Here is a 14,713-nt window from a genome sequence, read left to right on the forward strand (position 1 = left end):
TGAGTGATAGAAGTGAGGGTCTAATCTACATCGCAGCATTGTTATTGCTAAGGTCGGCCACAAACTCACTCACTTCCGATGTATTAGGTGATAGCTAATCATCTAATACTGAGAGATACAAGGTCGGGATTTATCCCGACAAAAGGTACCGTGAAATGAAATGTCGGCGCGAAACACCTACAAAGGGCTTTCAAATTTAGATCTTGTCGTGGTGACGACGGCACCTTAGGGGTGGTTTACGCCAACCACCCCTAAGAACCCCAAGGCGCCCCAACATTGCACTTTTTCCTCAGCGCACTACGAGAAATGAAGGTAACCAACATGCACAGCGCATCCCTGCACTGAGCATGTTTTCGCCAGCGTCGTGCTGGCAATTACTCTTCTCGTAGCGCGTTTCGGGTGCAATGTAAGGGGATTAGGCTGATACATCGACGTTTATTTGTATTCCGGCTTTTGCTACCAGATGTAAGTCGGGATTTTGCCTTGTAGGTCGGGATTTATCCCGACAAAAGGTGCCGTGAAATGAAATGTCGGCGCAAAGCATCGACCTACAAATGCAAGAGCAAATTGCCGACAAACCTAAGGATAAAGCAGGTATTTTTTCCGCGCCGCTTTAAAGGCATCGAGACCGCTTTGCCAGCTCTTTCTTATCTCAGCCTCGCTTTGATCGGACTCTATCGCCACACGTAAAGCATCCGTACCGGCAAGCTTATCCATAAACCAGGCGCTACTGAAGAACACCTCCCCCTGCTCGGCAAAACGCTTATGAGCGGCAATCAGCCAACCCAAATCCAGGCCCCTGACCTGGCTTTGGCGTAGATCTAAGCCCTTGGCCACCAGACCTTCCAGTTTAGGGGAGCTGGCAGCACCAAGAATGGAACGTGGAGAAAAAGTAAATTCGCCTAGAGCCACCTTGTCATGGCCTAACACCTGAAACGGGAAATCCGTACCACGGCCGATGCTGACCGGCGTTGCCTCAAAGAAGCACAAAGACGGATATAAACCTATGGCCTGATCGTTGGGCAGGTTGGGGCTGGGTTTTATCGGCAAGGAATAACCCCTATCACGAGCGTAATTCGCCACGGGGATCACTGTCAGAGTCGGGTTTATGCCCTTATCGAGCCAGTTTTCTCCCACTATCATTTGCGCCAGCTCACCCACAGTCATGCCGTGTAAAACGGGTATCGGGTGCATGCCAACAAAGGAGCGAAACTCCGGCTCCAGTATCGGCCCGTCAATATAGGCGATATTGGGGTTGGGCCTGTCGAGCACGATAAACTCAGCCTTGGCCGCGGCGCTGGCCTGCATCATATAGTGCATGGAACTGATATAAGTATAAAAGCGCACACCCACGTCTTGAATATCGAACAGCACCACATCGACCTGGCTCATCACCTCGGCGCTGGGCTGCTTGTTCTTGCCATAAATAGAAACTATGGGCAGCCCGGTTTTGGTATCTATGCCCGAATCTATATGGGCGCCGGCATCCTGATCACCGCGAAAGCCGTGCTCTGGGGCAAAAATGGTGGTGATCTTAACCTGCTTGGCCAGCAAGGCATCAACCAGGTGGGTGTCGCCCAAGGTAGAAGTTTGGTTAACCACCAGACCAACCCGCTTGCCTTTAAGTAAAGGCAGGTAGTGCTCAAAGCGACTGGCGCCAACCTGGATATCTAGCTGGTCGGCCTGAGCACAGGCACTGCTAAGTAAAATCAATAGGGTAAAAGCTGCCAACAGGCGCTTAAGCATCGCCTTCAACCTCTTGCACTGCCGAGCGTAAAAAACCCTTGTTATTATCCAGCAAGGCCTTGCCCTCACTCGCGGTTTTGCCGGTCAACAGCATTAAAATCGCTAACTTGGCACTATGCTCGCTCTGTGCCAGTGCCTCGACCGCCTCCAGCTCAGTGCACTCGGTGGCCTGCATTACGATACGCACGGCACGGGCCTTAAGCTTATCGTTGCTGGCATTTACATCCACCATCAGGTTGCGATACACCTTGCCAGAGCGGATCATGCTGGCGGTGCTGAGCATATTAAGTACCAGCTTCTGCGCTGTGCCCGACTTCATGCGCGTCGAGCCGGTCAGGGCTTCTGGGCCGACCACGGCAGCCAGCTGGATATCTGCGGCATTAAGCACCGCCGAATTGGGCGAACAGCTAATACCCACGGTGACACAGCCCTGCGCACGGGCATAATTGAGCGCCGATACCACATAAGGTGTACGACCACTGGCAGCAATGCCCACCAGCACATCGTCACTTTTTAGCTGGTGGTTTTGTAAGTCTTCAATTGCCATGGCGGCATTATCTTCTGCCCCTTCCACCGCCTTTTGAATCGCCCGCTCACCACCGGCGATAATGCCGACCACCTGACCGGGTTCAACGCTAAAGGTGGGAGGACATTCGGCGGCATCAAGCACCCCCAAACGACCACTGGTCCCGGCGCCGATATAGATAAGGCGGCCGCCCTTAGCAAAGGCATCAACTATGGCATCGACCGCCTTGGCGATGGCCGGAATAATTTCCCTGATCGCCGGGGCAACCTTTTGATCTTCATCATTGAGTTTACGAAGAATAGCCTCGCTGGGTAAGAGGTCAATATCCAGGGTTTGCGGGTTTTGTCCCTCAGAAACTATGGTATTTAACTCTAGCAATAACTCAGAGCTATGGTCACTTGGTAAACTCATCTACTTGATCCAATTATAAATTCTTTAATGCCAGCAAATAGGCACCATCCAGAGCCGAACCCCTTGCGCGCTGCACCAGGGCCTGACACCAGGGTGCCAATAATGGGGTCGTATTGTCGGCTAAACCGCCCAACAATACCACAGGCAAATCATATTCTCCGCGGGTAGCGAGGATTAGTTGCTCAACCGCCCGGGCATGACGTTGCAGTATTTCTGCGGCAATATCGCAGCGCCCTTGATAGGGCCACACCAGCTCACTTAGGCCTGCATAATCCCCCACCTTAGCACCGCTTAGCCACTGACTCAGCGCCTCGCGGCTGTGACCGACTCTTTGCGCCAGCACCTCGAGCAAGGGGCTAAGCGCTTGTTGTCTGTCCAGCGCCTGCATCAGGGCCTGCACCAACATGGCTCCCAAACGGGCACCGCTGCCTTCATCGCCCAGGGTAAAACCCCAACCACCAACTAAGTGCGTGCTGCCATCGGCCAGTAAACGGGTGCCTACACTGCCGGTGCCAAGGGCAACACAAGCCACCGGGGCGCCCAAATTAGCACCATAGGCGGAGGTAATGGCATCGCTGACCACCTTTACTTCGGCTAAACCAAGTGCCTGTAAGCGGCTGCGTAATTGCGCTTGATTATACGGATTCCCGGCGCCGGCAACACCGGCAACGCAATTGACCTGACTCGGCAATATAGCCGCATCGTGAAGTATGCTTGCCACCTGGGCACACAGGGTATCACAACCCAGTTGCAAGTCATGACCCAGTGACGAGCCCGGCCCTCTTTGCTCTTGCACTACTTGACCGTTTTGGTCATATAGGCGTAATGCCGTTTTTGTGCCGCCACCGTCTATGGCCAGTACCCAGTTAGCCATGACGCACCTCTTGATGGAGTGAATGACGATTCGCTTGGCTTAGCTGTTCGGGCTTGCGGCCCAGAGCACAAACCAGGGTGGCTAAGGCTGTGCCGATACACAACTGCCAGGTGAAACCCAGGTTAAACTGCCACTGGCTCGGCAACAGCATTGCTTGCACATAGGGCTGCATCAACAAGGTGGCCACAAAGCCGACTATCAGGGCTGCGAGCACGGACGCTTCGCTGCCGCGTCCGAGGAAAAGACTAGTGAAGTACACGCCCAACAGGCCAGAGTACGAAAACACCATAACACTCAGGGCAAATTTCAGCAGCGGCATTTGCGAATATTGCTGCCAGAAGTAACAAAGAATGGCCATGAAGCCGAGCGCCAGTGATACTCCCAACATGGCAAAGCGCCCTACCAGCACATAATGATGATCTTCTTTTTGTGCGTCGCCCTGCTGGCGCTGACACTTTTCATGCCAAGGCCGGTAGATATCCTGCACCACTACGGAGGCCATGGAGCTGAGCCCTGAGTTCAGGGTGGAAATGGCGGCGGCAATAATGCCTATGGTCACCAGGCCCTTTACGCCGGCGGGAATTTCATTAAGGACATAGTGCATAAAGACGGTGATCTTCTCACCCTGGAATTGCCCGACATTGGCGCCATCGATAGCACCCAGCATGATGTCGGGGCGCTGATAAAACACAAACAGCAGCAGACCAATGACGATAAACAAGAACATCACAGGGATCACCATGGCGATGGACAGCATAATAGCGCGACTGCCGGAGCGCGCATCTTTACAGGTCAGCACCCGCTGCGTCATGTCCTGATCCAGACCGAAGGCGGCAATGTTTAAGAGCACAAAGCCGGTCAGTACCGACGCCATGTTAAACACCCCGGCGGCGGAAAAATCCAGGTCAAATTTAAACAAGGCCAGCTTGGAGCCTTGCTCCGGCCCCGGGTTTTGCAACGCCTCGATAATGGTTGAGAAATCAGCGGGAATAGCCAGCCATAAACTGACAATCACGCACACCGCGGCACTGGTATACACCAAGCACTGAATCACATCGGAATAGATAACGGTGCGAATACCGCCAAAAATGCTGTAGGCAAGACCTATGATCACCAGCACCAGGGTCGCCATAATGACGCTGCTAGCGGCGATATTGCCATAGAGGATCATGGCCACGGCAATGGCGGCCATATACAAGCGCGCACCGCTGGCAAACACCCGGCCGAATAAATACATCAAACCGGCACGGCGCTTGGCCTTGGGGCCCACCTGCTGCTCCAGCAGCTCATAAACAGTATAAACACGATATTGATAAAAGCGCGGAATAAGCACCTGAGCCACCACCAGTGCCGCAATAAAGGCGCCTATATTGGTGGCCAAATAAGATAAATCTCCCTGATAGCCTTGATCTGGGCCACCGATAAAGGTGGCCGCCGATTGCGAGGTGGCCAGCACAGATATCGCCACCATCCAGGTCGGCATGGCATTACCACCGAGAAAATACTCCGCCGAGGTGTTGGCCTTTTTGCGGTTAAACCACCAGGCCGTCAGCACGATAAGCAGAGCATAGGCGCCGAATACCAGCCAGTCGAGCGCTTCATAATATGCGTTTATCATCAGCCCGCCTTGTGCTTATTCTTGTGGCCCTAAGGGCGGCAAGCGCCAGGATGTTTGCTTTAGCCCATATTCCATGCGCGGCAAAATCACCATTAGGGGTTGTTTGTCTTTATCCAGCCAGCGCAACAGGGCATCCATATCCGCCTCAGCCATGGCCGTGCACCCTGCCGTGGGCTTATCCGCAGCGCGCCACAAGTGCATAAAAATACAGCTGCCGGCACCGCTGATATTCTCTGGGTTATGGGCAACAAGTATGCCCTTTTTGTATAAATCGTCCTGGCTGTGAATATCGCGACGCATGGCCTCGGATGAGCCTTCTACCGCCTTTTCACCCACCTCCTTGGTATTCACCAACTGGTTGTAATAGGGCGAGCCGTTCACATCGATGCAGTAATCCCGCGCATCCATGGGGTGATAATCCAGGCCGGTGATAAGCGCATCCAAATAACCAAAGGCATCCCCCAAACGAAATACTCCGGCGGGCGCCTTGCCATCTCCTTCCACCTTCTGCTGGCCTTGCTGGTGCCCATGTAAGCCAATGCCCCAGGCCAGGCCAGTGCGACCAATCACCACGGCGCTGGGTTCACTCACTAGTTGCCATTGATTGTCTTCATCGCGCTCAAACAAGGTCATTTCACCTTGAATATCTGTCCAGGAGTCGGTTACTACCACCGCCAACTGTCGGTTGTCATCTTGAATAGGCTCGGCCCAGGCCAGTCCGCTACAGGCACTGGCGAGCAGCATCGCTAGGCTGGTTAGTGTGTTATTCATTGCCATACTCCATTGGGTAGTTCGATAAGGCCCTCAATGCCGGTAATTCCCAAGCCAGGACCAGTATTTAGGGTGATAGCGGGCCCGCAAAAGCGGGTTCCGCCTTGCACTGGGTCGTACTGGCCAAGAGCCGGACCGTCTAAATCTATCAGGCCGATTTGCCTGGCCTTGGCCGCCGCCAGATGTGCCGCCGCGGCAACGGCAATACTGCCCTCCAGCATACAACCGATCATACAAGGGCGCTCATAGGTGGCGGCGATATCGGCAATCCGCAAGGCACGACTGATACCGCCGCTTTTCATCAGCTTAATATTGATAATATCCACGGCGCCACGCTCCAGCAGGGTGATCACCTGCCTGGGTGAGAAGGCACTTTCATCGGCCATGATCTTAGACTGGACCCGCGCACTAATATACTCAAGGCCGTCAACGTCATTGGCTTTTACCGGCTGCTCCACCAGCTCCAGGACTATACCTTCGCTTTCTATGGCCTGCAGTGCGCGCACCGCTTGCTTGGCATCCCAGCCCTGATTCACATCCAGACGCAGCGCCGCCTTGTTGCCCACATGCCGGGCAATGGCGCGCACCCGTTGAATATCCTGCTCAAGGTCGTTGCCAATTTTGATTTTCAGCACATCAAAGCCTTTAGCTAGGGCGATATCACAATCGCTCAGCATTTTATCTATGGCATCGACGCTGATGGTGACATCGGTTTTAAGCTCGCTTTGATTGCCCCCCAAGGCCCGATACAAGGGCACGCCCAAACCTTGCGCCCACAGATCATACAAGGCGATTTCCAGCGCCGCCTTGGCACTGGAGTTGGCCACCACGGCAGCGGCCAAACGATCGCAAAGGGCATTGATATTGCGCACATCCTGATTGATAAGCTGAGGCGCCAGTACTGTGTTGATAATGCTAATTATGGATTGGTGGGTGTCGCCGGTGATCACCGGGGTGCTCGGGGCGCAGCCATAACCCCTTTTGCCACACTGGGTGTCGATTATGACCACCAGGTCTTCTATGCTGGAAACCGTGCGCAGCGCCGTTTTAAAAGGGGTGTGCAAAGGCACCGACAAACGGGCAAAGCGTACCGACTTAATGATCATAGTGCACCGCCCGGAGCGATACGTTTAATGGCATAGGTTTTATCTAAATAGGAGATATCGGCATTTAAATGCAGAGGCAACAAGGGCGTCACGGAAACGCCGTTAAGCTCGCCATCGTAAAAACCGCCATCGCCTTTTAAGTAACCAAGCCCTTTCACATCATGGATCACATAGGGCTGGCCTTGATAATCGCCGATATACATCATCACATGGCCGGGAATATAGATAAGGTCACCCACCTGCATCTGTGCCAGCACCTGCTGCTTTTGTTCTAGCGTGGCTTCGTCATCAAAGCGCCAGTTATAACCGTACTCCCCCTTGCCCTGCCATGAAGAATTACGCGGCATCATCACGCCAAAGGTTTTATAAATCTCGCCGACAAAGCCGGTGCAATCTCGGGCATTGTAATCGTGCCCCCAGCCATAACGCTCGCCTAAAAACTTAAACCCCTGAGCAATGAGGTTATGCCGGGTAAGCGGCAAATAACCCAGGCTAACATCGCTGGAGCGCGGTAAGAGCGCCTTTTCAAAGGCCAAAGAGCCGTCCCCATTGCGCACCGGCAGCTTGACTATATAGCTGGCAAAACTGTTTTGGCCATGAGTCAGGTGCTCAATTTGCTCTTGTGGCATCAGCGCCAGACGCACGCCCATATCCAATTGCAACTCAGAAACCCGTGGTTTATTGGGCACAAAGCTGGTGTCTACCTTGTCGCCGCTGACAATGATGAAGTCCTTGGCCTGCATATAATCGACAATGGTGTCTTTATCCCCCACGGCAATGGCCGACTTTTTCACCCAGGCGGTGTAGTTGTAGGCGGCCACCAGATACCAGAGCCCATCCGCACTTTCATGCAGCACAGCCACCGCCTCACCCGGGAAGGCGCCACTTTCCTGGAAACGATCCAAATCCGCATCCATTTCCGCGTTTAACACGCGATCATCGGTGGGAAAGGTGCGTAGCGACGTGCGCTCAACCACCATGCCAAAACGCACCTGGTTCTTGTCCTGCACTTGGGCTTTATTGGTGTTGGTGTGATAGCGCGCGAAATCCTCGTCTGTCAGCTGGCGGCCATCGGTATAAAACCTTGGGCTGGAAGGAGTCGAACTGGCTTTTTCCAGATGTTGGTTCAGCTCATCACGAGAGAGCTCATCCGCATAGGTCAGAGGGTCTGTAACATAGGGATTATTAGCAATCAGTTTGCGGTTAAAGGCCTGGATTTGCCGCTCACTCATCAGCGGCGCGTTATCCGCCTGCTGTTTTAACCAAAACGCCGGAGAGAGCATGGCCGGCTGAACCAAAGGCACATCACTGACAAAGGGCGCCGTTGGCTGAGCGTAAGCCAGACCATGACTAGACAGCAACAAGGCCGTTGCAATGGCAGCACTCAAAATAGATTGGGCTTTGTTGTTCATTGTTGTTTCTCCCCTTCGGCGTTCAGTCTTTGGCGTTAAGTCGCAGGTCTTTGTCGCAGGTCTTTATCGCAGGTCTTTGTCACCAGGTTTTAATACATGAGATTACTGTATAGTCGCAGGGGAAACAAATATTTCAAAGGAAATATTTGTTAGGAATATTTTATTAAAAACAACAACAGGCGAATGCCTTAAGGCATTTTTATCTCGGTACTGTAGGCGAGGCTTTAGCCTTGCAAGGCCGACGAGCTTTCTTGTCGGCCCTTTCGGCAAACCTCAACCTGTAGATACAAGGTCGGGATTTTGACTTGTAGGTCGGGATTCCATCCCGACAAAAGGTGGCGTGAAATGAAATGTCGGCGCAAAGTACCTACAAAGGGCCTTCAAATTAAGATCTTGTCGCGGTGGCGACGACACCTTAGGGGTGGTTTACGCCAACCACCCCTAAGAACCCCAAGGCGCCCCAACATTGCATTATTTCCTCAACGCGCTACGAGAAATGAACGTAACCAACATGCACAGGGCATCCCTGCCCTGGGCATGCTTTCGCCCGCCATCCCAGCGGGCGATTACTCTTCTCGCACCCCGTTTCGGATGCAATGTAAGGGGATAAGGCTGATACACCGGCGTTTATTTTTATTCCAGCTTTTGCTGCCAGATGGAGGTCGGGATTTTGACTTGTAGGTCGGGATTCCATCCCGACAAAAGGTGCCGTGAAATGAAGTGTCGGCGCAAAGCACCTACAAAGGGCCTTCAAATTAAGATCTTGTCGTGGTGACGACGGCACCTTAGGGGTGGTTTACGCCAACCACCCCTAAGAACCCCAAGGCGCCCCAACATTGCATTATTTCCTCAACGCGCTACGAGAAATGAACGTAACCAACATGCACAGGGCATCCCTGCCCTGGGCATATTTTCGCCCGCCATCCCCGCAGGCGATTACTCTTCTCGCATCCCGTTTCGGATGCAATGTAAGGGGGGATAGGCTGATACACCGGCGTTTATTTTTATTCCAGCTTTTGCTGCCAGATGTAGGTCGGGATTCCATCCCGACAAAAGGTGGCGTGAAATGAAATGTCGGCGCAAAGTACCTACAAATTAAGATCTTGTCGTGGTGACGACGGCACCTTAGGGGTGGTTTACGCCAACCACCCCTAAGAACCCCAAGGCGCCCCAACATTGCATTATTTCCTCAACGTGCTACGAGAAATGAACGTAACCAACATGCACAGCACATCCATGTACTGGGCATGTTTTCGCCCGTAATCCAACGGGCGATTACTCTTCTCGCATCCCGTTTCGGATGCAATATAAGGGGATTAGGCTGATACACCAGCGCTCTACAGAAAAATTATCGCAATCTGTTAGCTCGTTTAGAATAAGAAGCAGATTTTAACCGCCCCGTAAAAAATATAATAATGTTTGACTAAAAAGGTTTAGCAAAGCGAAACCGAGCCGAGCATGAGCAGTTCGCTTTCAAAGAGCTTGTTAGGCGTACTTTGGACCAATATATCCGCAACCACATACACCACAATGGCTACAAACAATCCAATCACATGCTTTACATTCAATATCTTGCGAGTTATCTACTAAGCTTTTACAAGAATAACAGTGAGAGGCTCGACGATACCTTGAGTTGTGAGAAATACCTTTATATTCAAAATCGTTTTTGAGCATCCATGATTTATGGGTAGCAATAACTTGATCTTTTATTTGTTCATGATTCTCTATTAGATATTTATCAATTTTTCCTTTTATTTCTACTACAGAGTTGTCTAGGCTTTGACATTTATTAACTCTAAGTTCTTTAAGGAATTTATGTTTAGCCTTAGCTTGAAATTCATTACGGAAGAAAGCCGCAATAATGTGAAAACCTTTATAACGTTCTACGTGTCTCTTAGAGTACATAAATATCCTGAATGCCTAACACCACGCTAAGCGGCACAAAAGGCTTGGTTACAATGAACAACGAAGGAGCACAAGCCAAGCGTTTACAGATCCCCGTTGTATGAAATTGGAGATTTGTCGATGCCTACATCTTTGCGAACCTCATTAATCAATGACAAAGCTAACTCGCGCACTGCTGCCCAATCATATACAGTATTACCATTAGCAACCAAAAGTAGCAGGTCAATTAATTTGTCTTGAGCATCCATTACACTTTGAGGAGCTAGCATACCTAAATATCCGTATAATCGAATACGGTCTCGGTTAAAAGTATTAAGAGCATTTCTTGCATCTTCAGGTGAGAGCTGACGACTTGAGTGAGAATCAAAAGCGGCAAGAATTTCAGCAACGGTATCTATAACCATGCGATAAATAGCAATTTTGTCAGAATGGTTACTTAATAGTTTTTCTTTCGCGAAATCCAACTCGCGTTTCGTTGTTTCTAACTCTGCAGCCATTTTATTCTTTTCTTGTTCTAGAATTCGCTGCGCCCAGACCTTACCTAGCCAGCTAGATAATCCAAAAATAATGGCACCAGCCGAACCAACCGAAGCTAAAAAGCCTGCAAACACTTTAAAAATAATGTCCCAATCCATAGAATCCTCTCGGAAATATAACGCAGTGTTATGCTTAATCTACACTCACTCGAAAATCAGCCATGCTATCTGAAAATAGTGACCCTAACCGTCCGTTTGCTGGATTATAACCAAGTTCACTGTTTGCCATGATGTATTGAACTTGTTCCTTTAGATCTTTAGAAAGGTGCTCAAGTATGAACTCTATAAAGTTAGTAACAACCGCATGATCATCAAAGATAGTATTGTATTTGACAGAGTTTAGGGAAATTCCCATTGCACTTTGCCACATATCCTCATAGCCGACAAATACAGGGACTTTGCCTTTGAAATATACCTCGCCAATTTTTAGCTTATTTACCTCTACATTGCCGTGAAGCAAATCATTTCGTTCATTCATCAATGTATGGAATCTCTTGCATACATCGTCTGTGTAATCGATCGGGCGTGTGAACCCCATACAATTTAAATGAAGTGATTGAACTCGAATATCTATCTGCTGACGTATGGTGTTTTGGAAAAGTCTTTCGTTTTTTTTGATCTCAGGCTTCGCCAGCACAAAAATAAGTAGATTAATAAACGATTCCGCAAGCACGGGTAGCATCGAGCGAAGTCCAAAAGTTATACCTATCGCGTTATCGTATTTGTCTCGGACATATTTCCAATTTTCTTCCAATTTTGGTAGATTCTCCTCGTTAAATTTTATGAGCTCTCTATCTTCTTCAATCTTTACATCAAGGGCGTTTAGTGACTTTATATTTTTGGTTATGACAGAGTTAATACGGTGATATGGATTTAAGAATCGAGTCCACTTTTCAAGCTCTACTCGAACCGATTTCATGGATTTACCATAGCTTTTAAAATCTGACTTAATTTGCATAATAAAGTCTTCGAGCGTTAGACCTTTACCGTCGTGCTCGCCAATGAGATGTACCTCGGTTCGAAAGTTGTGCCCTTGAATAGAAACTATTCCGAACTCACCTACTAACGACCACTCCCAGTGAATTAGGTTATCTGACGAGTCATTTCTAAGAAAGTTTTGAAGACCATTTGGGGCACCGTATTTAGCTTGTAAATAACAGTAAATATCGATTGGCTTAATCTCGTTTGTAAACTCCCAAATTATCAACCTCTTCGGCAACTTATCACCAGTAATAATCTTTACAAGGCAACTCGGGTGAACAGCCTCTAATCCAAGAAAATAATTTTCCATTACTTACAGTCTCGATAGAGCATAACAGATAATTAGACTCCCTCCTTCCTGCTAGTCTTATTAATAGCTAGCTTTTATGATTGGAGTCATACAGTTATGAACAATACTACAGTTATCGGTGTTGAGTTGGCAAAAGTGTTTTGCAGGTTTGCGTGTACGGAAATAATCAGGTTTGGCCCAATGACTGGAAAAGGGTAGCTGTGAGTTACTAATCACTACCTTTTGAAAGCTAAGCTGACTGCTCTTAAATCCCACACCACTTTCACAGGTATCATACATCCCGTTTAGATACGCGCTGGAGAAATCAGTTTTTGTTGTGGAGTGTGCTTGAAACAACGAGTATGGCTGAGAGCGGATATAAGAGAGTGAACAGTTTCACTCTCGCCGCTTGAAGGCGACGAGCTCTGCGAGGAGGGGGACTGCGTAGTTAGGTTTACCGAGTCAGGACGACTCGTTAAACCGTGTCGAAAGCTAAGCGCAGCGTTTAACAAAACGCTGAGTTCGTAAGCATTAGCGAATCACGGGCGCCTTGGGGTTCCAAGGGGCGGTTGGCGCAAACCGCCCTTTGGTTGTCGTCGCCAACGCGACAAAACAACCCTCAGTGCAAGGGAATTCATCCCTGAAGCTGTCTTCCTGTCGGCATCCATGCCTCCACCTCCTCGCGCTGCGAAGCGATGCTTCGGTCACTCGTCGCCCAACGCGACAATATCTATCAATTACCGCCGCAGTCGGCGGCCCGACAAGAACTAACCATGAGTGCAAGTAATTCATCCCTGAAGCTGCATTGTTGCCCTTTGTCGGCCTAAAAGGCCGACCTACAACGAAAGCTCGACAAAAGCTATCCAAAGGCATCTTTGTCGACGCAGAGCATCGACCTACAAAGCGTCTTGTCGGCGGCCGACAAAAATTGTCAGGTTGAAACCTGACCTACAGGTATCGATCCTCCCGTTTGGATTCGCGCTGAAGAAATCGGCTTTTGTTGTGGAGTGTGTTATTGAGAGCGAGGCATTTTTGTCGACGCAGAGCATCGACCCACAAAGCGTCTTATCGGCGGCCGACAAAAATTGTCAGGTTGAAACCTGACCTACAGGTATCGATCTTCCCGTTTAGATTCGCGCTGGAGAAATCGGCTTTTGTTGCGGAGTGTGCTTGAGACAACGGAGCATGGATGCGTAGTTAGGTTTACCGAGTCAGGACGACTCGTTAAACCGTGTTGAAAGCTAAGCGCAGCGTTTAACAAAACGCTGAGTTCGCAAGCATTAGCGAATCAGAGACTGTAAAAAACTCTGTGTAAGTGGCATTCTTAACCTGTTGAAAGGAATGCAGAATGCCAATAACAGACAAACTTATCGATCAGCTGCTTGATGGCTGTGATTCTCCAGATGATATCCTCGGCGAAGCCGGGCTGCTTAAGCAATTGACTAAAAAGGTCGCAGAACGCGCCTTGAATGCTGAGATGGAACAACATCTCGGCTATGCCAAACATGCGCAAGAGGGCCATAACTCCGGTAATTCCCGTAACGGTAAATCCAGCAAAACTGTGCGCAGCGTTCACGGTGAAATTGACCTGGATATTCCCCGTGACCGCAACGGCACCTTTAGCCCTAAGCTGGTCAAGAAAGGTGAGAAACAGCTTGGCGGCTTCGATGACCGCATCATATCGCTGTATGCCCGAGGCATGACAACCCGCGATATTCAGGCCCATTTTGAGGAGTCCTACGGCGTAGATGTATCCGCGACATTTATCTCGCAAGTCACCAATGAAGTGCTGGACGAAGTGAAGCAATGGCAGCAGCGCCCGCTTGATTCGGTGTACCCCGTAGTTTATCTCGATTGCCTGGTTGTACGTAGCCGTGATTCGGGTGCTGTACAGAATAAATCTGTATATCTGGCCTTGGGTATCAACGCGGACGGCGAGAAAGAATTGCTCGGTCTCTGGATGGCTCAAACAGAGGGGGCGAAGTTCTGGCTGTCGGTCATGAATGAGCTGAAAAACCGAGGCGTGCAAGATATCTTCATTGCCTGTGTCGATGGCCTCAAGGGCTTCCCAGAAGCAATCGAAGCCGTATACCCTAAAACCCAAGTGCAACTGTGTATCGTGCATCAAATCCGCCACTCACTGCGATATGTCAGTTGGAAGCAGCGTAAAGCCATCGCGGCCGACCTGAAACGCATTTATGGCGCAGCGACTTTGGCCGAGGCTGAGTTAGCCCTGACCGAGTTTGCACAGAGGTGGGATGACGAACATCCGAGCATTAGCCTGTCCTGGCGTAACAACTGGGAGCGGCTGAGCGTGTTCTTCGATTATCCGCCGGAAATCCGCAAAGTGATTTACACCACGAACGCCATTGAGTCGCTGAATGCTAGCCTGCGTAAAATCACGAAAACCAGGCGCTCATTCCCGACGGATGACTCAGTGATGAAGATACTATATCTGGCACTTCACCAGATCTCGAAGAAATGGACAATGCCCATCAGGGACTGGAAAGCGGCCATGAGCCAGTTTATGATTATGTA

The 14,713-nt window shown here is 50.1% G+C and carries 11 protein-coding genes; 1 reads left to right on the plus strand and 10 read right to left on the minus strand.

Translation table 11 applies throughout. From position 1 onward, the window contains the following. Positions 1 to 579 precede the first annotated feature (579 nt). From WCN91_RS15045 to WCN91_RS15090, 10 genes are all read right to left on the minus strand, one after another. Positions 580 to 1,746: an exo-beta-N-acetylmuramidase NamZ family protein gene (locus tag WCN91_RS15045; RefSeq protein ID WP_342680178.1), complete on the minus strand. Its 1,167-nt coding sequence runs from the start codon at positions 1,744 to 1,746 to the stop codon at positions 580 to 582. Beyond that, the gene (gene murQ, locus WCN91_RS15050; RefSeq protein ID WP_342680179.1) at positions 1,739 to 2,683 is read right to left on the minus strand and encodes an N-acetylmuramic acid 6-phosphate etherase; all 945 of its coding nucleotides are present in this window, start codon (positions 2,681 to 2,683) and stop codon (positions 1,739 to 1,741) included. Before murQ ends, WCN91_RS15045 begins: the two co-directional genes overlap by 8 nt. 13 nt (positions 2,684 to 2,696) lie before the next feature. Then, complete coding sequence (locus WCN91_RS15055; RefSeq protein ID WP_342680180.1) at positions 2,697 to 3,557, minus strand: glucosamine kinase nucleotide-binding domain-containing protein; 861 nt, start codon at positions 3,555 to 3,557, stop codon at positions 2,697 to 2,699. Then, positions 3,550 to 5,172 carry a sodium:solute symporter gene (locus WCN91_RS15060; RefSeq protein ID WP_425416045.1) on the minus strand — a complete coding sequence of 541 codons (1,623 nt, stop codon included), beginning with the start codon at positions 5,170 to 5,172 and terminating at the stop codon, positions 3,550 to 3,552. The genes WCN91_RS15055 and WCN91_RS15060 overlap by 8 nt, the downstream gene beginning before the upstream one ends. 18 nt (positions 5,173 to 5,190) lie before the next feature. Further along, positions 5,191 to 5,946 carry a L,D-transpeptidase family protein gene (locus tag WCN91_RS15065; RefSeq protein WP_342680182.1) on the minus strand — a complete coding sequence of 252 codons (756 nt, stop codon included), beginning with the start codon at positions 5,944 to 5,946 and terminating at the stop codon, positions 5,191 to 5,193. Next, the gene (locus tag WCN91_RS15070; protein WP_342680183.1) at positions 5,943 to 7,052 is read right to left on the minus strand and encodes a mandelate racemase/muconate lactonizing enzyme family protein; all 1,110 of its coding nucleotides are present in this window, start codon (positions 7,050 to 7,052) and stop codon (positions 5,943 to 5,945) included. The genes WCN91_RS15065 and WCN91_RS15070 overlap by 4 nt, the downstream gene beginning before the upstream one ends. Beyond that, positions 7,049 to 8,464 carry an SH3 domain-containing protein gene (locus WCN91_RS15075; RefSeq protein ID WP_342680184.1) on the minus strand — a complete coding sequence of 472 codons (1,416 nt, stop codon included), beginning with the start codon at positions 8,462 to 8,464 and terminating at the stop codon, positions 7,049 to 7,051. Before WCN91_RS15075 ends, WCN91_RS15070 begins: the two co-directional genes overlap by 4 nt. Before the next feature lie 1,485 nt (positions 8,465 to 9,949). Next, positions 9,950 to 10,369, minus strand: coding sequence for a hypothetical protein (locus tag WCN91_RS15080; RefSeq protein ID WP_342680185.1), 420 nt, complete (start codon positions 10,367 to 10,369; stop codon positions 9,950 to 9,952). A gap of 83 nt (positions 10,370 to 10,452) precedes the next feature. Next, positions 10,453 to 11,004, minus strand: a complete 552-nt coding sequence (locus WCN91_RS15085) for a hypothetical protein (protein WP_342680186.1) — start codon at positions 11,002 to 11,004, stop codon at positions 10,453 to 10,455. A 34-nt stretch (positions 11,005 to 11,038) separates the two neighbouring features. Further along, positions 11,039 to 12,196, minus strand: coding sequence for a hypothetical protein (locus tag WCN91_RS15090; protein WP_342680187.1), 1,158 nt, complete (start codon positions 12,194 to 12,196; stop codon positions 11,039 to 11,041). 1,327 nt (positions 12,197 to 13,523) lie between these two features. On the opposite strand from WCN91_RS15090, the gene WCN91_RS15095 reads away from it, so the two are divergent. Continuing rightward, positions 13,524 to 14,713: IS256 family transposase (locus tag WCN91_RS15095; RefSeq protein WP_342675856.1), on the plus strand; the 1,190-nt coding region annotated here is incomplete at its 3' end.

Origin of the sequence: Pseudoalteromonas qingdaonensis (assembly GCF_038739665.1) — a bacterium.
Taxonomy (GTDB): domain Bacteria; phylum Pseudomonadota; class Gammaproteobacteria; order Enterobacterales; family Alteromonadaceae; genus Pseudoalteromonas; species Pseudoalteromonas qingdaonensis.

Excerpts from the sequence above, each read along its gene's own strand:
- WCN91_RS15045 (WP_342680178.1), bottom strand. The coding sequence starts at position 1,746 with ATGCTTAAGCGCCTGTTGGCAGCTTTTACCCTATTGATTTTACTTAGC.
- murQ (WP_342680179.1), bottom strand. The coding sequence starts at position 2,683 with ATGAGTTTACCAAGTGACCATAGCTCTGAGTTATTGCTAGAGTTAAAT.
- WCN91_RS15055 (WP_342680180.1), bottom strand. The coding sequence starts at position 3,557 with ATGGCTAACTGGGTACTGGCCATAGACGGTGGCGGCACAAAAACGGCA.
- WCN91_RS15065 (WP_342680182.1), bottom strand. The coding sequence starts at position 5,946 with ATGAATAACACACTAACCAGCCTAGCGATGCTGCTCGCCAGTGCCTGT.
- WCN91_RS15070 (WP_342680183.1), bottom strand. The coding sequence starts at position 7,052 with ATGATCATTAAGTCGGTACGCTTTGCCCGTTTGTCGGTGCCTTTGCAC.
- WCN91_RS15075 (WP_342680184.1), bottom strand. The coding sequence starts at position 8,464 with ATGAACAACAAAGCCCAATCTATTTTGAGTGCTGCCATTGCAACGGCC.
- WCN91_RS15080 (WP_342680185.1), bottom strand. The coding sequence starts at position 10,369 with ATGTACTCTAAGAGACACGTAGAACGTTATAAAGGTTTTCACATTATT.
- WCN91_RS15085 (WP_342680186.1), bottom strand. The coding sequence starts at position 11,004 with ATGGATTGGGACATTATTTTTAAAGTGTTTGCAGGCTTTTTAGCTTCG.
- WCN91_RS15090 (WP_342680187.1), bottom strand. The coding sequence starts at position 12,196 with ATGGAAAATTATTTTCTTGGATTAGAGGCTGTTCACCCGAGTTGCCTT.